Origin of the sequence: Citrobacter sp. S39 (assembly GCF_009495675.1) — a bacterium.
In the GTDB taxonomy this organism is placed as follows: domain Bacteria; phylum Pseudomonadota; class Gammaproteobacteria; order Enterobacterales; family Enterobacteriaceae; genus Citrobacter; species Citrobacter freundii.
In genome coordinates this window covers 3,311,546-3,332,144 of sequence record NZ_CP045555.1, presented here as the reverse complement: position 1 = coordinate 3,332,144, position 20,599 = coordinate 3,311,546, and the positions used below count along the sequence as shown (strand labels likewise).

General features: G+C 51.6%; 23 protein-coding genes. 8 read left to right on the top strand and 15 right to left on the bottom strand.

Annotated features, from left to right (window positions below; translation table 11 throughout):
- Window positions 1-13: 13 nt before the first annotated feature.
- Window positions 14-187 (bottom strand): GhoT/OrtT family toxin, encoded by a 174-nt coding sequence (locus tag GFB57_RS15895; protein WP_003020198.1) that lies wholly within the window; start codon window positions 185-187, stop codon window positions 14-16.
- A 192-nt stretch (window positions 188-379) separates the two neighbouring features.
- Between GFB57_RS15895 and yncL the strand changes: the two genes are divergently transcribed.
- The gene (gene yncL, locus GFB57_RS15890) at window positions 380-475 is read left to right on the top strand and encodes a stress response membrane protein YncL (RefSeq protein WP_071524268.1); all 96 of its coding nucleotides are present in this window, start codon (window positions 380-382) and stop codon (window positions 473-475) included.
- Window positions 476-614: 139 nt separating this feature from the next.
- Window positions 615-794, top strand: a complete 180-nt coding sequence (locus tag GFB57_RS15885; RefSeq protein ID WP_032932598.1) for a hypothetical protein — start codon at window positions 615-617, stop codon at window positions 792-794.
- Window positions 795-1,231: 437 nt separating this feature from the next.
- On the opposite strand, the gene patD is transcribed toward GFB57_RS15885, so the two are convergent.
- The 8 genes from patD to GFB57_RS15845 all read right to left on the bottom strand — a co-directional run bounded on the left by patD (window position 1,232) and on the right by GFB57_RS15845 (window position 9,071).
- Window positions 1,232-2,659: an aminobutyraldehyde dehydrogenase gene (gene patD / locus GFB57_RS15880; protein WP_003020201.1), complete on the bottom strand. Its 1,428-nt coding sequence runs from the start codon at window positions 2,657-2,659 to the stop codon at window positions 1,232-1,234.
- Between the two features lie 21 nt (window positions 2,660-2,680).
- A complete protein-coding gene (locus GFB57_RS15875; RefSeq protein WP_003020204.1) occupies window positions 2,681-3,487 on the bottom strand; it encodes an ABC transporter permease in 807 nt (268 codons plus the stop codon).
- A complete protein-coding gene (locus GFB57_RS15870) occupies window positions 3,477-4,421 on the bottom strand; it encodes an ABC transporter permease (RefSeq protein WP_003843727.1) in 945 nt (314 codons plus the stop codon). Before GFB57_RS15870 ends, GFB57_RS15875 begins: the two co-directional genes overlap by 11 nt.
- A complete protein-coding gene (locus GFB57_RS15865; protein ID WP_003020210.1) occupies window positions 4,422-5,438 on the bottom strand; it encodes an ABC transporter ATP-binding protein in 1,017 nt (338 codons plus the stop codon).
- A 16-nt stretch (window positions 5,439-5,454) separates the two neighbouring features.
- The gene (ydcS, locus tag GFB57_RS15860; RefSeq protein ID WP_003020212.1) at window positions 5,455-6,600 is read right to left on the bottom strand and encodes a putative ABC transporter substrate-binding protein YdcS; all 1,146 of its coding nucleotides are present in this window, start codon (window positions 6,598-6,600) and stop codon (window positions 5,455-5,457) included.
- A gap of 328 nt (window positions 6,601-6,928) precedes the next feature.
- Window positions 6,929-8,338: a PLP-dependent aminotransferase family protein gene (locus GFB57_RS15855; RefSeq protein WP_003020215.1), complete on the bottom strand. Its 1,410-nt coding sequence runs from the start codon at window positions 8,336-8,338 to the stop codon at window positions 6,929-6,931.
- A 93-nt stretch (window positions 8,339-8,431) separates the two neighbouring features.
- The gene (locus GFB57_RS15850) at window positions 8,432-8,848 is read right to left on the bottom strand and encodes a type II toxin-antitoxin system HicB family antitoxin (RefSeq protein WP_123924900.1); all 417 of its coding nucleotides are present in this window, start codon (window positions 8,846-8,848) and stop codon (window positions 8,432-8,434) included.
- A 46-nt stretch (window positions 8,849-8,894) separates the two neighbouring features.
- Complete coding sequence (locus GFB57_RS15845; RefSeq protein ID WP_003020221.1) at window positions 8,895-9,071, bottom strand: type II toxin-antitoxin system HicA family toxin; 177 nt, start codon at window positions 9,069-9,071, stop codon at window positions 8,895-8,897.
- 263 nt (window positions 9,072-9,334) lie between these two features.
- Here GFB57_RS15845 and GFB57_RS15840 point away from each other — a divergent pair, with 263 nt between their 5' ends.
- The 4 genes from GFB57_RS15840 to GFB57_RS15825 all read left to right on the top strand — a co-directional run bounded on the left by GFB57_RS15840 (window position 9,335) and on the right by GFB57_RS15825 (window position 12,293).
- On the top strand, window positions 9,335-10,738 hold the full coding sequence (locus GFB57_RS15840; protein ID WP_003020224.1) for a cytochrome ubiquinol oxidase subunit I: 1,404 nt from the start codon (window positions 9,335-9,337) through the stop codon (window positions 10,736-10,738).
- Window positions 10,738-11,748, top strand: a complete 1,011-nt coding sequence (cydB, locus tag GFB57_RS15835) for a cytochrome d ubiquinol oxidase subunit II (RefSeq protein WP_003020227.1) — start codon at window positions 10,738-10,740, stop codon at window positions 11,746-11,748. The genes GFB57_RS15840 and cydB overlap by 1 nt, the downstream gene beginning before the upstream one ends.
- Window positions 11,748-11,873, top strand: a complete 126-nt coding sequence (locus GFB57_RS15830; protein WP_003020230.1) for a DUF2474 domain-containing protein — start codon at window positions 11,748-11,750, stop codon at window positions 11,871-11,873. The genes cydB and GFB57_RS15830 overlap by 1 nt, the downstream gene beginning before the upstream one ends.
- A 189-nt stretch (window positions 11,874-12,062) precedes the next feature.
- Window positions 12,063-12,293, top strand: coding sequence for a DUF2554 family protein (locus GFB57_RS15825; RefSeq protein ID WP_003020233.1), 231 nt, complete (start codon window positions 12,063-12,065; stop codon window positions 12,291-12,293).
- A gap of 3 nt (window positions 12,294-12,296) precedes the next feature.
- Here the strand turns inward: GFB57_RS15825 and GFB57_RS15820 are convergent, their stop codons facing one another.
- Both GFB57_RS15820 and GFB57_RS15815 read right to left on the bottom strand, forming a co-directional pair.
- Window positions 12,297-14,258, bottom strand: coding sequence for a U32 family peptidase (locus GFB57_RS15820; protein ID WP_003020237.1), 1,962 nt, complete (start codon window positions 14,256-14,258; stop codon window positions 12,297-12,299).
- 79 nt (window positions 14,259-14,337) lie between these two features.
- Window positions 14,338-14,874: an XRE family transcriptional regulator gene (locus tag GFB57_RS15815; protein ID WP_003020241.1), complete on the bottom strand. Its 537-nt coding sequence runs from the start codon at window positions 14,872-14,874 to the stop codon at window positions 14,338-14,340.
- A gap of 104 nt (window positions 14,875-14,978) precedes the next feature.
- Between GFB57_RS15815 and GFB57_RS15810 the strand changes: the two genes are divergently transcribed.
- Window positions 14,979-16,145, top strand: coding sequence for a benzoate/H(+) symporter BenE family transporter (locus GFB57_RS15810; protein ID WP_199880179.1), 1,167 nt, complete (start codon window positions 14,979-14,981; stop codon window positions 16,143-16,145).
- On the opposite strand, the gene GFB57_RS15805 is transcribed toward GFB57_RS15810, so the two are convergent.
- Window positions 16,128-16,997, bottom strand: coding sequence for an AraC family transcriptional regulator (locus GFB57_RS15805; RefSeq protein ID WP_003020246.1), 870 nt, complete (start codon window positions 16,995-16,997; stop codon window positions 16,128-16,130). The genes GFB57_RS15810 and GFB57_RS15805 overlap by 18 nt on opposite strands.
- Window positions 16,998-17,182: 185 nt before the next feature.
- Here GFB57_RS15805 and GFB57_RS15800 point away from each other — a divergent pair, with 185 nt between their 5' ends.
- Window positions 17,183-18,091 (top strand): DMT family transporter, encoded by a 909-nt coding sequence (locus GFB57_RS15800; RefSeq protein ID WP_003020250.1) that lies wholly within the window; start codon window positions 17,183-17,185, stop codon window positions 18,089-18,091.
- 37 nt (window positions 18,092-18,128) lie between these two features.
- On the opposite strand, the gene GFB57_RS15795 is transcribed toward GFB57_RS15800, so the two are convergent.
- The 3 genes from GFB57_RS15795 to tehA all read right to left on the bottom strand — a co-directional run bounded on the left by GFB57_RS15795 (window position 18,129) and on the right by tehA (window position 20,566).
- On the bottom strand, window positions 18,129-18,800 hold the full coding sequence (locus GFB57_RS15795; protein WP_003020253.1) for a DUF3313 domain-containing protein: 672 nt from the start codon (window positions 18,798-18,800) through the stop codon (window positions 18,129-18,131).
- A 168-nt stretch (window positions 18,801-18,968) separates the two neighbouring features.
- Window positions 18,969-19,565, bottom strand: coding sequence for a tellurite resistance methyltransferase TehB (gene tehB, locus GFB57_RS15790; RefSeq protein ID WP_003020257.1), 597 nt, complete (start codon window positions 19,563-19,565; stop codon window positions 18,969-18,971).
- Complete coding sequence (tehA, locus tag GFB57_RS15785; protein ID WP_003020259.1) at window positions 19,565-20,566, bottom strand: dicarboxylate transporter/tellurite-resistance protein TehA; 1,002 nt, start codon at window positions 20,564-20,566, stop codon at window positions 19,565-19,567. The genes tehB and tehA overlap by 1 nt, the downstream gene beginning before the upstream one ends.
- Window positions 20,567-20,599: the final 33 nt, after the last annotated feature.

Here is a 20,599-nt window from a genome sequence, read left to right as displayed (position 1 = left end):
GTTTACGCCGTTATCAGAAGAGAGAGAACATTAACGCGACGGGAAAACTCATCGGCCAGGTCGCACCGACTAATACCGCGCTGAGAAAGCGAATTCGCTTTTTATCGCGGGAAAGAAACCAGGTGATGATTGCCGTGATAACGGCCATCACCGCATAAAAAACCAACATTTTTTGGTACAGAGACATGTAAGGCATCCGGGCCGAAAGGTGAAATCGCGCGCAATATGCTCTTTTTCATGACCTACATCAAGTTTTATTAATTAATTTATGAAAAGCGGCTATAAAACAACCTATTTTCATTATGTTCAGAATTCGTACTATTGCGGATAGTTATAACCCGTACTATACCCATAGGGGTTAAAACGAAAGGTGGCACAAATGAATGTTTCCAGTAAAACGGTGGTGCTGATAAATATATTTGCTGCTGTAGGACTTTTCAGTCTGATTTCCGCAAGGTTCGGCTGGTTTGCTTGATGTGGTTCTTGTTTGATTAATTGCAGCGTCCGTTGGCAGAGAGGGACTTCTCTCTGCCATTAGTAAACTATTTTCCCATTCTCACATTGCCGGGTAAATTATCCTTAGTATGTAATACCCCTAATCCTTCTATGGTATTATGCTGCCCGAGGTGAAGTTCCAGAGCCGTTTGCTGCATTTTCAGGTCTCGCCACGTGGTGGCTACAGCTGTTACCTGTTGCTGGGAATGATGCTGGGATTTGCAGGCATGGTGCAACAACTGGGACTGGTTCTGAGCGTTTGTGCGCTACTTGCCTGGCCTTGCAGCTTACGCCGCTGATTACTGTACGGTATACCTGAAAGCACAAAGCCCGATATTAAGCCGTAATGCTTGTCAGTTAACGAACCGAAGGTAATGAATCTGTTGCCTCTGGTGTATTGTTCCGTTCACCTTATGTTTTTCACTTCTCTGAAACGATACTGCCTGTGAACGTGTTAAGGGTACTATCGCCGTACCCTTAACACGTTCACGGGTATCAGTGCCTCAGAGAAGTGATGCCGCTGAGGTGAACGGAACCCTGAGCCGGAATCACATGTTCCCTGTAATGCTTTACTGACTGGCATGCCGGGGCTTTGTTGTATCAATTAGCCTGACCTCGCGGATATTTCCAACTTACCGCCGTCCGATGGCGACGAGGCCAGTGGCGCGAATAGTATAGACACACGTTTGCCGAGATTTAGCTATCCGTGCCCCATTTACCGCTCGCGCTTAAAAGATTACTCATGCTTGATCATGACATGGCGAACAATCGTGTAATCTTCCAGCCCATAAACCGACATATCCTTGCCATACCCAGACTGTTTTTGCCCACCGTGCGGCATCTCGCTAACCAGCGTGAAATGGGTATTGACCCAGGTGCAACCATATTGCAGGCGAGCGCTAAAGCGATGCGCACGCCCAACATCCCGGGTCCAGACGGAAGATGCCAGTCCGTATTTCGAATCATTTGCCCACGCCAGCACCTGGTCTTCATCATCAAATACGGTCACGCTGACCACCGGGCCGAAAACTTCCCGCTGCACGATGGCATCTTCTTGCTTCGCCCCGGCCAGCAGCGTTGGGGCAAAGTAGTAGCCTGCGCCATCCACTTTCTTGCCGCCGGTGATAACTTTGATATGCCCCAGGGCTTTGGCCTCATCGACCGCTTTAGTCACGCGATCAAGATGTGCCTGCGAACTTACCGGTCCCAGTTCCGTCGATTCGTCGTTCGGCGCACCAATTTTCAGGCTGGCAACCGCGGCGCCGAGTTTCTCAACCAACGCGTCATAAATGCCTTTTTGGGCATAGATTCGACAAGCGGCGGTACAGTCTTGCCCGGCATTGTAATAACCAAAGGTCCGCACGCCGCTCACTACCGCATCCAGATCGGCATCATCAAAAATGATCACCGGGGCTTTGCCGCCCAGTTCCATATGTGTGCGCTTAATTGACGGCGCGGTGTGCTGAATAATGTGTTCACCGGTTGCAATGGAGCCAGTCAGAGAAACCATGCGGACTTTTTCATGGCCGGTCAGCGGATCGCCCACCGTTTTACCGCGACCAAACAGGACGTTGATAACGCCAGCCGGGTAAATATCTTTGGCAAATTCGGCCAATTTAAGCGCCGTCAGCGGGGTAATTTCTGATGGTTTAATCACCACACAGTTTCCCGCTGCCAACGCTGGAGCCAGCTTCCACGCCGCCATCATCAACGGATAGTTCCACGGTGCAATAGAGGCCACCACGCCCAGCGGATCACGGCGAATCATCGACGTATGTCCTTCCAGATACTCTCCGGCCGCCTGTCCTTGCAGAGTTCGAGCCGCCCCGGCAAAGAAGCGAAAAACGTCGACAATAGCTGGAATTTCATCGTTGAGGACACAGTGCAGTGGCTTACCGCAGTTAAGTGATTCCAGCTCAGCGAAGGTTTGCGCGTTATCGGCAATAGCGTCCGCCAGTTTCAGCAGCAGTTCAGAGCGGACTTTCGGCGTGGTTTGCCCCCAGGTGGCAAACGCGGTGTCTGCCGCACGCACCGCGGCATCAACCTGCATGGCTGACGCCTCAGCAATCTCCAGAATGAGTTCACCAGTGGCAGGGTTATAGACTGGCTGCTTTTCACCTTCACCGTTGACCAGCTCGCCATTAATCAGTAATTGATGTTGCATAGCAATTTCCCATATCGTCGTTTATTTACCGTTTCCGGCGAGAGTGTCGCCTTCACGCGTTAGCCACCAGGCCCCTAAAATTGGCAGTGTTGTCACCAGCATTACCAGCAATGCCACAACGTTGGTGACCGGCACATCCCGTGGACGGCCCAATTGATTGAGCAGCCACAGAGGAAGTGTTCTTTCATGTCCGGCGGTGAACGTTGTCACGATGATTTCATCAAACGACAAGGCAAACGCCAGCATCCCGCCCGCCAGTAGTGCCGATGCCAGATTGGGCAGCACGACGTAACGAAAGGTTTGCCAGCCGTTGGCGCCAAGATCCATAGACGCTTCAACCAGACTCCATGAGGTACGGCGAAAACGCGCCACAACGTTGTTAAACACCACCACCACGCAAAACGTCGCATGGCCCACTACGATCGTGAGAAAACCCGGTTCCAGGTTGATGGTTTTAAACGCCGTCAACAGCGCAAGGCCGGTAATAATGCCCGGCAGCGCGATCGGCAACAGTAGCAACAGCGATATTGCACTTTTGCCAAAAAAGTCCCTTCGCCACAGCGCGGCCGCGGCCAGCGTCCCCAGAACAAGGGCAATAGCGGTCGACAACGCAGCGATCTTAAGTGACAACGTCACAGACTCCAGGATATCGCTACGCTGCGCCGCAACGCTAAACCACTTCAGCGTTAATCCCTGCGGTGGAAAACTAAAAGCAGCCTCCTCAGTATTAAAAGCATAGGTGGCGATGATGAGGATGGGAAAGTGCAGGAAAATAACCCCACCCCATGCCGCCAGTTTGAGTAACCAGGGCGCGCGTTCAGAGTGCATCAAAAGCTCCCAGACGCTTCACGAACGCCAGATACAGTGCGATTAACACAATCGGCACCAGAGTAAATGCCGCCGCCATCGGCATATTGCCGATCGCCCCTTGTTGCGAATACACCATGTTGCCGATGAAATAGCCCGGTGGTCCCACCAACTGTGGCACGATAAAGTCGCCCAACGTCAGAGAGAAGGTAAAGATAGATCCCGCAGCGATACCGGGTATTGCCAGCGGAAGAACCACATAGCGGAAGGTTTGACGCGGACGCGCCCCCAAATCAGCGGAGGCCTGTAACAGTGACGGAGGAAGTCTCTCCAGCGCGGCCTGTACCGGCAGGATCATAAACGGCAGCCAGATGTAGACGAACACCAGAAAGCGCCCTAAGCCTGAAGTCGACAACGTATTGCCGCCTACCGCAGGCAGCGTCAGGAACGAAAGCAGTAGCGGCTCCAGCCCAAGATGGGTTAAAAACCACTGCGCCACACCGTCTTTAGCTAACAGCAGCGTCCACGCATAGGCTTTAACGATGTAACTGGCCCACATTGGCAACATTACGGCAATGTAAAAAAAGGCTTTCATTTTGCCGCTGGTATAGCGCGCCATATACCACGCCATCGGAAACGCCAGAATCGCGCTGGCAATGGTGACCGCCACCGCCATCGTCAGGGTACGCAAAATGATGTCGTAGTTAGCAGGATTAAACAGCGCCTGCAAATTCGCCAGCGTCAGGTCCGGCGTGACCGACATAGTGAAATCGTCGAAGGTATAAAAACCTTGCCACAACAGCGTCAGTAATGAGCCGAAGTAGACAATGCCAAACCACATCAGTGGTCCAAGGAGCAGCAAAAACAGCCCCATCCCCGGATTACGCCAGAAGTAACCTGAGATCCGGTTCAGGCTTGTCGACTGTGGAGGCGAATGTAAGACGTTCATAGCCATTCACCTCTCCTCAACCAGCGGTACCATCACGTCGCGGGACCACGATGCCATCACCTGCTGACCCGGCGACAACGTTGACGGTAGCATTTCTCCCGTCAGGTTCGCCTGGCTAACCAGCAGTTTTTCCCCTCCGGCAAGTTTCAGCTCAAACCGCGTCGCCGCCCCCTGATACTGCACCGCCTGAATAACACCCCGGGCCTGGACTTCTCCTCCGGCATCATTCAAGCGAATGTGTTCGGGACGTAGGGAGAACATACCCTGTAGCCCACAAACGTTCGCCGACATCGTCGCATCAAAGACATTTGACGTTCCGACGAAACTTGCCACAAACGGCGTCCGCGGACGCATGTAAAGTTCACGCGGAGAATCCACCTGTTCGATGCGACCGTTATTAAACACCGCCACCCGATCGGACATCGACAGGGCTTCACCCTGATCGTGGGTGACAAAGATGAAGGTGATGCCAAGGGATTGCTGTAATTTTTTCAGCTCCAGCTGCATCTGCTCACGCAGTTTGAGATCCAATGCCCCGAGCGGTTCATCCAACAGCAGGACGCGCGGTTCATTGACCAGCGCCCGGGCAATCGCCACACGCTGACGTTGCCCACCGGAAAGCTGCGACGGTTTACGTTCATAAACAAAACCGAGTGCGACCTTATCCAGTGCTTCACGTGCTTTCGCGTGGCGTTGTTTTTTATCAATGCCTTTAACCATCAGCCCATAGGCGACGTTGTCGAGGATCGACATGTGCGGGAATAACGCGTAATCCTGAAATACCGTATTGACGTCCCGTTCCCAGGGCGGCAATTCGCTGGCCTGTTTACCAAAAATAGTGATTGCGCCGCCTGACAGTTGCTCAAACCCGGCAATCAGGCGCAGACAGGTGGTCTTGCCGGAGCCGGATGGCCCCAGCATAGAGAAAAACTCACCGTCGTTAATCGCAATACTCACCCCATCCACTGCACGAACATCCCCATACAAACGCGAGACGTTATGAAACTCCACTGCGTACGTCATAAAACCCCCAGCGGAATTAACGACCACCCATAATGGCGATGTAATCCTGCGTCCAGCGACTGTAAGGAACGAATTTTCCACCTTCGGCAATTGGCGTTTTCCAGAAGGCAATTTTGTCGAAATAGCTATAGCCGTTGGTTTCACAGCCTTTTTCACCCAGTAACGGGCTGGCTTTACAACCTTCAGGCACCACTGGCAGAGAACCAAACCAGGCGGCTACGTCGCCCTGTACTTTCGGGGTTAATGACCAGTTCATCCATTTGTAAGCGCAAACCGGGTGTTTCGCTTCACTGTGCAGCATGGTGGTATCAGCCCATCCAGTAACCCCCTCTTTTGGGAAGACCGTGGCAATTGGCTGACCTTCGCCTTTCAAGGCGTTAGCCTGATAAGGCCAGGCGCTTGACGCCACTACGCCTTCGTTTTTGAAATCGCTCATTTGCACGGTGGTATCGTGCCAATAGCGATGGATCAACGCGTGCTGATCGCTCAGGACTTTGATCACCGCCTGATACTGTTTTTCAGTGAGCTGATAGGGGTCGGTAATACCCAACTGCGGCTGGGTAGCTTTAACGAATAATGCGGCGTCGGCAATATAGATCGGGCCATCGTAAGCCTGAACGCGACCTTTATTGCTTTTCCCGTCAGGCAGATTTTGTTCAACGAATACCACGTTCCAGCTGTCCGGCGGCGTTGGGAAGGTTTTGGTGTTATACATCAGCAGGTTTGGTCCCCACTGGTATGGCGTACCGTAAACTTTACCGCCAACGTTAAACCACTCCCCTTTTACCACTCGCGGATCAAGGGTTTTCCAGTTAGGGATCAGCGCAGTATTAATCGGCTGAACGCGTTTTCCCATTATCAGGCGCAGTGAGGCATCACCAGAAGCGGTTACCAGGTCGTAACCGCCTTTAGCCATCAGGCTGACCATCTCATCAGAGGTGGCCGCCGTTTTTACATTGACCGCACAGCCGGTATCTTTCTCAAACTGCGAGACCCAGTCATATTGTTTATCGGTTTGCCCACGTTCGATATAACCCGGCCAGGCAATAATATCCAGGCGGCCTTCCGGTTTATCTAATGATGTGGGGGGTTCGGCTGCCTGCGCAGTCATCAGCGTCATGCTGAAGGCACACAGGCTACTGAGGGCAAGTTGCTTGCTCATAACGTCTTACTCCTGTCGAAAAAATATTGAGCGGCAGCCTTGCCGTAAATATATGTCCTTTTCTAAAAATAGTCGGGGTGTGGTAAGCGTTCCTGCTGGTGCAAGGAAATTTAATCAGGTTGTGAGCTAACGCTCATTACGCTACAGACTCTGACCAAGGGGGTAATCTTCTGGAGTATAGACAAGGAGTTAGACGCAGAGGTGGCAATAGTATTAACTATTGATATTTTGTATGGCCGCACCCGATATAAATAATACCGTGGTTCAGCATTCACTATTTCGAAAATAAGAATGCGCTATTCATTTATATTGAATAGCGCGTTATGGTTTATTTCATCATTTCACGAATTAATTTGCCAAGCTGTTTTACGGCCTGCTCTTCTCGCTCTCCCCAGTGCCATGCAGTATTAAAACGAAAAAAACGTGTCCAGCTTCCCGAGGTCGAAAACATTTTACCCGGCGCAATGCTGATATGGTGTGCCAGCGCATGGGTACTGAGCACACCAGCATCAAGCGGTTCCGGCAGCTCCAGCCACAGAAAATAACCACTGTCGTTGTGGTGAATTTTGACTTCCGCCGGAAGATGACGCAGCAGCGTTTGCCAGGCCTGTTGTTTACGTTCAGCCAGTTGCCGACGCAAGCGTCGCAAATGCGCGTCATAGCGCCGGGTTGAAAGATAATCAACAAGTGCAAGCTGCATGGGCGAACTGGTAGATAAGGTGCTCATTAGCTGGAGTCGCTGAATACGCCGGGCATGTTTCCCTGCTGCCACCCAGCCAATACGAAATCCTGGCACCAGACACTTCGAGAAAGACGAACAATGCAGAACGCTGTCGGCACGATCCCAGGCTTTGGCTGGTAGCGGTTTTTCGCGGCCAAAGTACAGCTCGCTGTAAACATCATCTTCAATCAGCATTACGTGGTATTTTTCCAGCAAGGCAACCAGACGCGCCTTTTTCTCTGCGCTGAGCGTAAAACCCAGCGGATTTTGGCTGTTGGTCATTAGCCAGCAGGCTTTTACCGGATATTCCTGCAACGCCTGCTCCAACGCGGCAAGATCGATCCCCTCGTTAACGTCGGTGGCTACCGACAGCGCCTTCAGACGTAATCGCTCCAGGGCCTGCAACGCCCCATAAAAACAGGGGTTTTCGACAATCACCCAGTCACCCGGATCAGTGACTGCTTGCAGGCTCAGGTTGAGGGCTTCCAGCGCGCCGGTGGTGATGACGATTTCGTCCGGTGAAATCGTCATCCCCTGTTGAGCATAGCGACGGGCAATGGCATGACGCAGCTCAGCATTCCCCGGCGGCAGGTTTTCAATCACACTCATGGCGGTGGCGGTTTTACTCACCTGCGCCAACGAGCGGTTCAACTGTTGAAGTGGAAACAGACGCGGGTCGGGGAATGCGGAGGCAAAGGGCATCACTGACGCATCCCGGCTGGCCTGCAACATATCAAAAATATAGGTATTGATATCCACCGCTTCGTCGCGCGTGACCTGCACCTGCGGCGCTGCCAGTTCACGTTCGGGGCGCGCGGCGACATAATAACCAGACTGCGGCCGGGCGATAATCCGCCCCTGGCTTTCCAGCAACTGGTATGCGTGTCCGACGGTCATAAAACTCATTCCGCTGCTGACCACTTGCTCACGCAAGGAAGGCAAGCGATCGCCTGGCTGCCATACACCAGACGCAATTTGATCGCGAATTTGCTCTGCCAGTCGCTGGTACTTTTTCATTTTTGATCCTGATTACCGGTGTCGGTGACAATCACTGTGTATATCAGTTTACATAATCAGGGTGTTTTTTTATAACTGTTATAGTTAACAGTTTTACAACATCGTTAACGCCAGCTCTTTGCCTAAGGCGCGCGCAGCAATCTGCACGGCATCAATTTTTGTCGTGTGCTTTAAATCAAATAAACGGGTGATCTCCTGCTTAGGTCTGCCGATCCTGTTCGCCAGCTCCTGCTGGGTGATTTTTGATTCAAGGAAGGCATTCAGCAGAAGAACCTTAGACGCAACGCTCAGCGGTATTTCTACGTAGTCATCTTCAGCGCTAACCGCCGAAGGGAGTGGAATCGCCTCGTTGTCGTCGAAATAGAATTCAAAAGCGGTAATCAATGCCGCCTGCGCGGCCTGCAAAGCGTCATGGCGAGTATTTCCCTGAGTTAATGCTTCCGGAATATCCGGGAAAGAAACCACAAACCCACCTTCCACTGCCGGTGTTAGAGTAACAGGATAACGCATAGGATTTTCAAAATCTCTCATATAATCAACCTTGTAGTGATGATGATTACTGTAAGTCAAGCTGCTTAATAATCGCTTTTCGCAAGGCTTCTTTTATTTCATCACCTGGATGTCTGGGCATAACGCTACGCCTTCCCTGATATCTCAGTTTCAGATGATTTGAGCCGTTTGTAACAGCAACTCCCTGAGATTCAAGCCAGCGTCTAAACTCACTTTGCTTCACTGCGCCTCCCTGTCGTCTATTATACACACAAAGTAAACATTTATGATTACCTTTTAATTACCTTGCTATTAATATCGCAAAATCACTAACGTGGGGAGGACGCTATTTAATAACAGGAATCCAGCTTCCAGATTTCATATCAGCGTGTACAACCTATAACAGCACTGCAACTGTTATGGTTAAAAAGAACTGTTCTGTTTCTGCCCCGCATTGCTTCTCAGGCTTAGAATTGCGCCAAATCAATTTTGCCTGCGGAGTTAAGCATGTTCGGTCTTGACGCGTTTCACCTGGCGAGGATCCAGTTCGCGTTTACGGTATCCTTTCACATCATCTTTCCGGCCATTACCATCGGCCTCGCCAGTTATCTGGCAGTACTTGAGGGGTTATGGCTAAAGACGAAAAATCCCACCTGGCGTTCGCTATACCATTTCTGGTCGAAAATATTCGCCGTAAACTTTGGTATGGGTGTAGTTTCCGGGCTGGTGATGGCTTATCAGTTCGGTACCAACTGGAGTGGTTTTTCCGAGTTCGCCGGTAGCATCACCGGGCCGCTTCTGACCTATGAAGTGCTCACCGCCTTCTTCCTTGAAGCCGGTTTTCTCGGGGTAATGCTGTTTGGCTGGAACCGGGTTGGCCCAGGGCTTCACTTCTTTGCCACTTGCATGGTCGCACTGGGTACCATTATTTCAACCTTCTGGATCCTCGCCTCTAACAGCTGGATGCAGACACCGCAAGGCTATGAAATAGTTAACGGCCAGGTCGTTCCCGTTGACTGGTTCGCCGTTATTTTCAATCCTTCATTCCCTTATCGTTTACTGCATATGTCCGTTGCCGCTTTCCTCAGCAGCGCGTTGTTTGTCGCAGCGTCAGGTGCATGGCATTTATTGCGCGGGAATAACACCCCGGCTATTCGCGCGATGTTCTCAATGGCGCTATGGATGACGTTAATCGTCGCCCCGCTGCAGGCTTTGATTGGCGATATGCACGGTTTGAATACGCTGAAGCATCAGCCGGCAAAAATTGCTGCGATTGAAGGGCACTGGGAAAATCCGCCCGGCGAACCAACCCCGCTACTACTCTTCGGCTGGCCGGATATGGAGCAGGAACGCACCCGCTATGGGCTGGAAATCCCGGCGCTGGGCAGTCTGATCCTGACCCATAGCCTGGACAAACAGGTCCCGGCACTAAAAGAGTTTCCTAAAGAAGACAGGCCTAACTCAACTATGGTGTTCTGGTCGTTTCGCATAATGGCCGGGCTAGGCATGCTGATGATCCTGCTGGGCGCTTTTGCCCTGTGGCTGCGCTATAAGCAGCGTTTATACACCTCGCGCCCTTTCCTGCGCTTTGCCTTGTGGATGGGCCCCTCAGGTCTGATTGCCATCCTTGCCGGTTGGGTGACCACTGAAGTTGGCCGTCAACCGTGGGTAGTTTACGGTCTGCAACGTACGGCGGATGCGGTTTCCGCACATGGTGATTTACATATGAGCATCAGCCTGCTGTCCTTCTTTGTGGTGTACAGCTCAGTGTTTGGTGTGGGTTACAGCTACATGATACGCCTGATCCGCAAGGGGCCACATGAAGATGACCCAACAATTCCGCCAACCGGCACGCCTGCCCGGCCGCTTTCGGCTGCCGTCCTTGATTCTCAACCGGAGGCTCATCGCTAATGGGTATCGATTTATCAGTTATCTGGTTTGTGATTATCGTGTTCGCCACACTGATGTATATCGTGATGGACGGTTTTGATCTCGGGATTGGCATTTTATTCCCCGCGATTCAGGACGCTGATGACCGCGATGTGATGGTTAACAGCGTCGCTCCCGTATGGGATGGGAATGAAACCTGGCTGGTGTTGGGCGGGGCCGGGTTATTTGGCGCGTTCCCGCTGGCCTATGCGGTGATTGTCGATGCGCTGACGATCCCGTTGACCCTGATGCTAATCGGCCTGATTTTTCGCGGCGTCGCGTTTGAGTTTCGCTTCAAGGCCACGCCGGCGCATCGACCATTCTGGGATAAAGCCTTTCTCAGCGGTTCAATCCTGGCGACATTCACCCAGGGCGTGGTGGTGGGTGCCGTACTCAACGGATTTTCCGTTACCGGACGCAGCTACAGCGGCGGTCCTTTCGACTGGTTGACCCCGTTCACGTTGTTCTGCGGCGTTGGCCTGGTTGTAGCCTATGCCCTGCTGGGGGCGACATGGCTGGTGATGAAAAGTGAAAATCCGTTGCAGGATAAAATGCGTCGCGTGGCCAAAAAACTGCTGCTGGCAATGTTGATTGTGATTGCCATTATCAGCCTGTGGACACCACTGGCGCATAGCGCGATTGCCGAGCGTTGGTTTAGTCTGCCCAATCTGTGGTTCCTGATGCCGGTTCCGCTGCTGGTTGCGCTTATCAGTATCTGGCTGTGGCGTTCACTGGGGCAACATAACTGCCATACGCTGCCTTTTGTATTGACACTGGGGCTGATTTTCCTCGGGTTTAGCGGACTGGGGATCAGTATCTGGCCACACATCATTCCGCCGTCCATTACGCTCTGGCAAGCGGCGGCTCCGGCACAAAGTCAGGGCTTTATGTTGGTTGGCGCACTGCTGATTATCCCGATAATCCTGGTGTACACCTTCTGGAGCTACTACGTTTTCCGCGGCAAAGTTCAACATGGTGAGGGGTATCATTGATGCAACAAACAATCTGGAAACGCCTGATGTGGCTGGTGATCCTCTGGGGCGGCAGCGTGCTGGCCCTCGCCGCTGTTGGCATGTTCTTTCGTCTCCTGATGACGGCTGCCGGATTTAAGTCCTGAATCTCTCCGTGATAACACCCGGGCAGCGCTGCACTGCCCGGGTGTTACAAAACCCAACATCGACTAAACAAAAATGTAAAAAACATCGAAATGACAAAACAGAGATTGTCATTATCCCGATTAAAATATTGAATAGTCACCAGGCGAAATTATCGCCAATTCCGCAGCTAACGTACCAGAGGGTGCATGATGTTTAAGAAAGGGTTAACAGTGTTATTGCTGGCCAGCGCGCTTTTTTCCGGTCAACTTTTCGCTACTAATCAGGGACATGAATATCTTCAGGTGCAGGATGCCGATCATTTACTACGACACACGGCCGACAGTGATGAGCTGCGAGTGACGGCGGAAGAATCCGCCGCCGATCTTCGTGAACACCATCACTGGCAAAAATCACGCAAACCCGATACGCATCTGAGCTAACGATTAACCTTTACGCTTCGGCAGTGTCTTCATCAGTTCTTCCGGACTGACCGAAGCCACGACGCTACCCGGCAACGGCATCTTCAGAATGTGATGTTTCATCTTGCCGATCACGTGCATTTCGCACGGTCGGCAATCAAATTTCAGCGTCAGGACTTCATCGCCGTTAACCAGTTGCATTGGTGTCGCTTTCCAGCTCTTGATATTCCCTTTCGCCTGTTTCGGACACAGGTTAAAGGCGAAGCGCAGGCAATGTTTGGTGATCATCACCGGTACTTCGCCCTTTTCTTCATGCGCTTCATAAGCTGCATCAATCAACTGAACGCCATAACGGTGATAAAACTCACGCGCTTTTTGGTTGTAGACGTTAGCCAGGAAACTCAAGTGCGTTTGCGGATAAACCGGCGCTGGCTGGGATACTGGTTTGCGGCTGCCGCGCTTATAGCTTTGCAGGCGCGCTGTATCCAGCATATCAACGGCTTCACGTCGTAACTGATTTAGTTGACCGTTTGGCACGAACAGCGCGCCCGGCAGATTCACCTGAATATTGCGGGCGTAGTACATCGTCTGCCCAAGTTTTGCCAGTCCGTCCTGTAGGTTACTCAACGCTTTTTCCGCATTGTTCGCTTCCTCAAACTGGCCATCCAGCGTATGGGTGATGCTCACGCCCTCTTCACTGGTGAGCGTCAGAATCAACTGCTCCTGCCAGCCGCCGAGCTCAATATCGATCGCAACACGGCGTTCACTGGAGGTTTTGGTTAACGCTTGCTGCCAGTTATGATCGAGGTTGCGATTCAGCGGATGATGTGGACGCACTTTGTGCAGATCGGCAGGCATTTCATTCGGCCATACCCGATAACGATTGTTCCCCGTTTTTTCCACGGTGTTGGCGCGGAATCCAACAACCTCACGTTTGATTAGCACGTTCAGGCCATCCCCGTTAGCCAGCGGTTCTGTCACCTCAACATCGAGATGATCTTTCGCCACCTTCAGGACTTCGCCGACCGGCAAACCGATGAACTTTGGTGAGTCGAATGCGCCGATATCCCCTTTACGGGCATTCACAAAATAATCGGTGCTGCCACGATGGAAGGTTTTCTCCGTGGATGGGGTAAAGAAATGTTCGGTACGTCCCGCTGATGAACGGGCCAGGTCGCCGCGTTCTTCAATGATGGCATCGAGCATCTGGCGATAATGCGCGGTAATATTCTTGACATAACTCATGTCCTTATAGCGCCCTTCAATTTTGAAGGAACGCACACCTGCGTCAATCAATGCGCCGAGGTTGGCGGTCTGATCGTTGTCTTTCATCGACAGCAGGTGTTTTTCATAGGACACCACGCGTCCCTGATCGTCTTTCAGGGTATACGGCAGACGGCAAGCCTGGGAACAGTCGCCACGGTTAGCACTGCGTCCGGTTTGCGCATGTGAAATATAACACTGACCTGAATAGGCAACGCACAGCGCGCCGTGAATGAAAAACTCAATGGTCGCATCGGTAGCCTGATGGATGGCGTTAATTTGCTCAAGGCTCAGTTCGCGCGCAAGGACAATCTGGGTGAATCCGACATCAGCAAGAAATTTCGCCTTCTCAACGCTGCGAATATCACATTGGGTGCTGGCATGCAGTTCAATCGGGGGAATATCCAGTTCCAGAATCCCCATATCCTGTACGATCAGAGCATCAACACCGGTCTGATACAAATCGGTAATTAACCGCTGCGCGGGTTCCAGTTCATCATCGTGCAAGATAGTATTTAGCGTCACAAAGATTTTCGCCCCATAGCGATGGGCGAAAGGCACCAGTTCGGCGATATCTTTCAGGCTATTACTGGCGTTATGGCGCGCGCCAAAACCCGGTCCACCAATGTAAACGGCGTCTGCGCCGTGCAAAATGGCTTCGCGCGCAATGGCGGTATCCCGAGCCGGGCTTAACAATTCAAGGTGATGAGGCTGCTGGCGCATACAGTTGTTACCATCCACAAGCGGTAAAAATGGCGGCTATTGTAGTCACAAGCGCAGCTTTTCGGAATAGTTTTCCCGATTAACTGCGCGGGTAATGGATCAGCGAATGAAAGTGCACCGTTTGTTCGCTGCTGTTACGGTAACTGTGTGCCATATCTCCGGCGAAACGGACACCCTCACCAGATTTAAGGGCGCGCCACTGCCCCTCAATACACATATCCAGCAGACCATTAATCACCACCACGTGCTCTATTACGCCGGTCTCATGCGGAGTAGATTCACTGAGCGCGCCGGGCGCCAATAGTATCGAAAAATGATCGAAGCACAGTTGAGGATCCCACGGGAACAACGGCGTGACGACCATTGCCTGCTGCTGGGGATCGAATGTTAGCGTGCCGTCTGACTCTGGTGGTGAAATAAACGTTGAAAACGGGACGTTCAGCCCAGTGGCAATTTTCCACAATGTCGCCACCGTTGGACTGGATTCATTACGTTCAATCTGCCCCAGCATCGCTTTTGAGACGCCAGTTTCCTCCGCCAGACGCGAAAGACTCCATTCCCGCTGGTGACGTAATGTCCTGAGCGTTGTGGCCAGATAGTGGGTTAAGTTGTCCATTTTCTCCTTCGTCGCTCTCCTTACTCGGAGCTACAGTTTAGCACTTGTACGCTATAACGCACAGTGCTACAGTGATTGACCGTTATAACGCACACGGAGTGAATATGCGTGCATTCTCCATCCCCCTGCCCACTGTATTATCGGGTTTTGTGGCGGTCCTGGTTGGCTATGCCAGTTCGGCGGCCATTATCTGGCAAGCGGCACTCGCCGCAGGTGCGACTACCGGGCAAATTGCAGGTTGGATGACCGCACTGGGGTTAGCAATGGGGGTCAGTACGCTGGTGCTGACATTGTGGTATCGCGCTCCTGTTCTTACCGCATGGTCAACGCCCGGTGCCGCGCTGCTGGTGACGGGCCTGCACGGGGTATCTATTCAGGATGCCATCGGCGTTTTTATCGTGGCTAACGCGCTGATTGTGCTGTGCGGCGTAACCGGACTGTTTGCCCGCCTGATGAAAATCATTCCCCACTCGCTGGCATCTGCCATGTTGGCTGGGATCTTACTGCGTTTTGGTTTGCAGGCATTTAATAGCCTGAACAGTGAGCTTATTTTGTGCGGTAGTATGCTGGTGGCATGGCTGGTGCTAAAAGTTATTGCCCCAAGATATGCCGTTATCGCTGCGATGTTAGTGGGTATTGCCATCGCCTTGATGAAAGGTGACATTGTCACTAATGATGTTAATCTGTCACCGGTTATCCCAGCGTTTGTTACCCCGCACTTTTCATTAGCCCACAGTATCAGCATTGCACTACCGTTATTTCTGGTCACTATGGCTTCGCAAAATGCCCCCGGTATTGCGACCATGAAAGCATCAGGATATTCGTTACCCGTTTCCCCTCTGATAGTTTTTACGGGTCTACTGGCGCTGCTATTTTCACCTTTTGGCGTCTATTCCATCTGCATCGCCGCCATAACCGCCGCAATTTGCCAAAGTCCTGAAGCGCATCCGGATGCAAATCGGCGCTGGCTCGCCGCAGCGGCAGCAGGCGTCTTCTATCTTCTGGCTGGGGTGTTTGGCGGTTCGGTTACAGGACTGATGGCAGCCCTGCCCGTAAGCTGGATCCAGATGCTTGCTGGTCTTGCATTACTCGGCACGATTAGCGGTAGTTTATATCAAGCCTTACATAATGAAGCTGAACGCGATGCGGCCATCGTGACTTTTCTGGTTACGGCCAGTGGTCTGACGGTATTTGGCATTGGGTCTGCATTCTGGGGGCTGGTTGTCGGCGGTATTTGCTACGCAGTGTTGACGTTATTTCGCCGCGCGTAGCTGCGTTGGTGTTTTACCTGTCACTTGTTTAAACCGGTTACTGAAATGACTCGCCGAGCTAAATCCGCAGGCCATTGCAATATCCGACAGGCTGCGTGATGAATAACAGACCAGTTGCTGCGCCAGTGCCATACGGCGTTGCATGACGTACTGATGCGGCGCCATATTCATCGACTGGCGAAACATTCTGGCAAAATGGAATTCGCTTAGCGCTGCCTCACCAGCCAGATCACTCAACGTTATGGGATACGCCAGATGTGCTTCAATATAGGCCAGCAGGTTGCGCAAGGTGGCAGGCGCAAGCCCTCCGGTGACAACGGGAAGTCGCCATTGAACGTTGCTGTAATGCTGGATCAGATGCGTTAACAGTAGTGAAGATGCCGCGCTAAGCGTGAGGTGATTAGCGGGTTGCAGCCAGTCGTTACCAAGCAAAAACTGACGGTAAACCGCCGTGATCCCCGGGTCACTACCAAAAGTATGCTCGTCCAGCGTGAAGCTATAGGGGCTTTTGTCCCAAACTTTTTCACCCACTTCGCGCAGGTGAGCGTCGGTACAATAGAGATGAACAAAGGAAAGATCGTCGCGAATATCCCAACTGGATTCGCTCTCTTTTGGCATCAGGCAAAAACGATCCGGTCCGCCGCCATTCTTCCAGCCTCCCGCCGTTTTGTGATAACTCTCGTAGCCATCCGCGATGTATAAACTGAGCGTGTGGTGATCGCAATACTGGGTAATGGTGTCGCGCTTGTTTGACCAGGCAGCCAGTTGGATCCCCGAATGTAACGCAACTGATTCATGCAGCACGGCATTGTGTTTGCGTAAGTTTTCAAAGGCACCATAGGGCTGAGACATACCATCACATTCAAAATAAGTTAGCAGGCTTTCAGTCTATATCAGCTACATATCGTTAACAGCTTCCTTTTCACCTTTACACTAAAAAAAGCGCAAGATTTTGCAAGTCCACCGCAAGCCGATGAAAGCCCCCTGCTACCCGACGTGACACAGTGTGCGCCTGAAGACCAAAAAGAGAGAGTTGTATGAACGGACTGTTGTACTGCCTGGTGGTGGTGATTTGGGGAACGACATGGATTGCGATTTACCTGCAACAAGGCCCGGTTGCGGCGCCAGTTTCCATCTTCTGGCGCTTTGCCATCGCCAGCACCGTGATGATAGCCATCCTGCTGATCAGCGGGAAATTGCGTAAGCTTTCCGGACGCGACCATCTGTTTTGTCTGTTACAAGGTGGATGCGTTTTTTGCTTTAACTTCTGGTGTTTTTACACTGCCGCTGCGTGGATCAATACCGGTCTCGAATCCGTCATTTTCTCGATGGCGGTCCTGTTCAATGCGGTTAATAGCTACCTGTTTTTTGGTCAAAAACCACCAGGACGCTTTTATGTTGCCGCCGGGCTGGGGCTGACAGGTATCGTCACCTTGTTCTGGCAGGATTTGGTCAACAGCGGGTTGAATCACTCGCTGCTGCTGGGGATTGGTTTAAGCGCCCTCGGCACTTTTGGTTTCTCACTGGGCAATATGATAAGTCTGCGTCATCAGAAAAAAGGTCTCGAGGTGATGACCACCAACAGTTGGGCGATGCTGTACGGCACTGTGTTGATTGCTACCATTGCGCTGGTGCGCGGCGACAGCTTCACGCCACAGTGGACCTTCAGTTATCTCAGTGCGCTGTTGTATCTGGCTATTTTTGGTTCGGTAATCGCCTTCGGCGCCTATTTCACGCTGGTCGGACGCATTGGTCCCAGTAAAGCGGCATACAGTACACTGCTTTTTCCACTGGTGGCGCTAACGCTGTCTACGTTGTATGAAGGGTATGTCTGGCAGGTTAATGCGATTGTGGGATTAGTATTGATTTTGCTGGGGAATCTGGTGATGTTTGCCCGACCAGAAACGCTGATGGGTAAACTCGTATATCGTCGCCGAGCGGCATAAAAAAACGCACCATCCAGGGATGGTGCGTTCTTCGTTATTATTGTTTTTTATTTACGTCAAACATGGAAGCATCAGTCGCCATGTCATCAACAACTTTCTTCAACGTTTCGAACGCCATCGGCGTACTTTCGTTGTTCAGGTCTTTGCCTTCACCCTGACGTACAACTTTAATGACAGGTTTATTGGTTGCCGCATCAATCAACTCACCTTCGAAAAAGAGGTGCGTGTCCATGGTACGGTGCCCCGTCGCCATTTGCGTACCCGCAACGAGCAGTGCAACCGGGACCACTTCATAGAACTGCAGCCCTTCTTTGCTGGTAGCAACACCGGTGATTGCCCCGCGGAAAATCAGACTGCGCGAGCCTGGCGTCGTAACCAGCGGTTTACGTTTTGCCAGGGCAGTTTTCATTTGGGTATTGGTATAGCTCAACAGCTTATCAAGAACCTGCTGACCGACCTGGGTGGTTGGTTTAGGAACCGGATAATACGTGATCGGGTTATAAACGATGTTATCGTATTTAGACTCATTAAAGTTGGGATCAACCCAACGCAGCACCGGCTGTCCGGTTGCAGATTTTGTTTCCTTCAGGCCGGAGTAATCTTTTAAAAAACCTGAATATTTATCAGGCTGCGTAATTTTTGAAGCACAGCCTGATAACGCCAGTAAACCCGTAAGCACTGCAACTTTAAATAAAGTTTGAGCACGCATGGAACGATCCCTTAGTATTTGCAGATATGCATCTGAAATAATAGCAAAAGGAAATCATTTTGGATGAACTAAAAATGGTAAGGCCCGCACAATTTTATCTTAACGTTTTCTTAATATTCAGCACGAAAAAAATGCTGAACGTAGAAAGAGTTATCACAAATGGGCAGGTCAGATCGTTTTCCGCGCCAGCATTGTTGCAAAGCGTAGTTTAATTCGGTTGCCGTGCTCATCCGTACGATGAAGTTCACCTACGTCTTCGTTATATTTCAGCAGATCCCAACCTGTGTAGTAGCGGCGTAACTCCCCTGTTTTAAACGCAAACGGGAACCCAACGGTGCACGGAAAATCATCGGTATCCATTGCCGCGACGATCAGGTTATACCCACCTGGGTTGGTGCAGCGCTGCATATTTTCAATCAGGCCCGGGATGGTTTTCGCGTCCAGGAACATCATCACCACGGTAGAAAGAATAAAATCGTATTCACCGTCAAAGTTTAGCGCATTGAGATCCGCCACCTCAGCGTGCAGATTAGTCAGCCCTTCCGCGTTTTTAATGCGTTCCAGATTGGCGATGCTCATCGGATTCTTGTCCCATGCAGTAACGTCATAACCGTTGGCCGCAAGGTACAGACTGTTACGGCCATTCCCGCAGCCCAGATCTAACGTTTTGCCCGGGGCAACAATTTTTGCCGCGTCGACGACATCGGAATGCGTGCGGGTCAAATCATATTTCTCAGTAAAGTAGTTTTCGTCACAACGGATCATTATTTATCCTCAGATTTCAGTAATGCAGCACGTTCGGTGCGAATAAGCAGTTTTCCCTGCATCAGCAATGCAAACGTACGTATCAGTAATAGCGCAATGATAAAATTGGTAAAAATAAACAGCGGGATCGCCAGCGTATGAAAAAAACCTGACTCGCTGCCGTGCCCTAAATGCAGCCCCGTAGTCGCCAGTGCCGACACGCCGAACGAGAAGCTCCAGAAAGACGCATTAAACGGCTGTGACAAATACCACGGCATCAGGCGTAGCATAAACAGAAGTTGCAGCAGACCATAGCCGAACAGCATTTTGGCTAACGTATCTCCCTCGCCACCGTTCACACTAAGCCACGCGCTACAGGCGACCAGCGCAGGCGCCAGTTGTATACCAAGTGAAGTCCGTAAAACCGTCGGCAGCTCGCCGCAGCTTCGTAAACGCTGCAGAATAACCGGCTCGAGGCTGAGCCAGGAAAATACCCCTGCGCCCAAAAACACCAACCCGGCATCGTTGAAGCCAAGCGCACCACAGGCCATGGCGCTGATAAAGTTATTGGCAACGGTTGGCAGATACAGACCCGGTGTGGTGGCCTCTTCCGGGTGCTCGCCACGCCATAATCCAGCCGTTTGCCAGGCTGCATACGCCAGTTGTATCACCACGCCGATGCTGAACAACACAATCGCCAGCGGTCGATACCACGGGACAAAACCAATCGCGACCAGCATCGTTGTAGCCGGAAACAGACTGACAAAACTGCTCATCACCGGATGACGAATTTCCGCCAGTACGCTATGAGGAAAACGCAGTAAACGACTAATAAAGGCCAGCGTCAACAATCCCCAGATGACCATCGCAAGGATCACTAAACCGTCACCAATCCAGTGGCTTACAGGCCATACCTGGCTGGCATATCGCCACGCGAACCCCATCCCGATGATGCCCAGTACCATGCCAAAATAACCGGCCGGAAGATTGAGGACTCGCTCACTTTGCTTGCTCTTACTCATTTTGTTTATTTTTTAAAGTATATTTGAAATGCA

Coding starts and splice junctions, on each gene's coding strand:
- GFB57_RS15895 (WP_003020198.1), bottom strand. CDS start 187: ATGTCTCTGTACCAAAAAATGTTGGTTTTTTATGCGGTGATGGCCGTT.
- yncL (WP_071524268.1), top strand. CDS start 380: ATGAATGTTTCCAGTAAAACGGTGGTGCTGATAAATATATTTGCTGCT.
- GFB57_RS15885 (WP_032932598.1), top strand. CDS start 615: ATGCTGCCCGAGGTGAAGTTCCAGAGCCGTTTGCTGCATTTTCAGGTC.
- patD (WP_003020201.1), bottom strand. CDS start 2,659: ATGCAACATCAATTACTGATTAATGGCGAGCTGGTCAACGGTGAAGGT.
- GFB57_RS15875 (WP_003020204.1), bottom strand. CDS start 3,487: ATGCACTCTGAACGCGCGCCCTGGTTACTCAAACTGGCGGCATGGGGT.
- GFB57_RS15870 (WP_003843727.1), bottom strand. CDS start 4,421: ATGGCTATGAACGTCTTACATTCGCCTCCACAGTCGACAAGCCTGAAC.
- GFB57_RS15865 (WP_003020210.1), bottom strand. CDS start 5,438: ATGACGTACGCAGTGGAGTTTCATAACGTCTCGCGTTTGTATGGGGAT.
- ydcS (WP_003020212.1), bottom strand. CDS start 6,600: ATGAGCAAGCAACTTGCCCTCAGTAGCCTGTGTGCCTTCAGCATGACG.
- GFB57_RS15855 (WP_003020215.1), bottom strand. CDS start 8,338: ATGAAAAAGTACCAGCGACTGGCAGAGCAAATTCGCGATCAAATTGCG.
- GFB57_RS15850 (WP_123924900.1), bottom strand. CDS start 8,848: ATGCGTTATCCTGTTACTCTAACACCGGCAGTGGAAGGTGGGTTTGTG.
- GFB57_RS15840 (WP_003020224.1), top strand. CDS start 9,335: ATGTTCGGTCTTGACGCGTTTCACCTGGCGAGGATCCAGTTCGCGTTT.
- cydB (WP_003020227.1), top strand. CDS start 10,738: ATGGGTATCGATTTATCAGTTATCTGGTTTGTGATTATCGTGTTCGCC.
- GFB57_RS15830 (WP_003020230.1), top strand. CDS start 11,748: ATGCAACAAACAATCTGGAAACGCCTGATGTGGCTGGTGATCCTCTGG.
- GFB57_RS15825 (WP_003020233.1), top strand. CDS start 12,063: ATGTTTAAGAAAGGGTTAACAGTGTTATTGCTGGCCAGCGCGCTTTTT.
- GFB57_RS15820 (WP_003020237.1), bottom strand. CDS start 14,258: ATGCGCCAGCAGCCTCATCACCTTGAATTGTTAAGCCCGGCTCGGGAT.
- GFB57_RS15815 (WP_003020241.1), bottom strand. CDS start 14,874: ATGGACAACTTAACCCACTATCTGGCCACAACGCTCAGGACATTACGT.
- GFB57_RS15810 (WP_199880179.1), top strand. CDS start 14,979: ATGCGTGCATTCTCCATCCCCCTGCCCACTGTATTATCGGGTTTTGTG.
- GFB57_RS15805 (WP_003020246.1), bottom strand. CDS start 16,997: ATGTCTCAGCCCTATGGTGCCTTTGAAAACTTACGCAAACACAATGCC.
- GFB57_RS15800 (WP_003020250.1), top strand. CDS start 17,183: ATGAACGGACTGTTGTACTGCCTGGTGGTGGTGATTTGGGGAACGACA.
- GFB57_RS15795 (WP_003020253.1), bottom strand. CDS start 18,800: ATGCGTGCTCAAACTTTATTTAAAGTTGCAGTGCTTACGGGTTTACTG.
- tehB (WP_003020257.1), bottom strand. CDS start 19,565: ATGATCCGTTGTGACGAAAACTACTTTACTGAGAAATATGATTTGACC.
- tehA (WP_003020259.1), bottom strand. CDS start 20,566: ATGAGTAAGAGCAAGCAAAGTGAGCGAGTCCTCAATCTTCCGGCCGGT.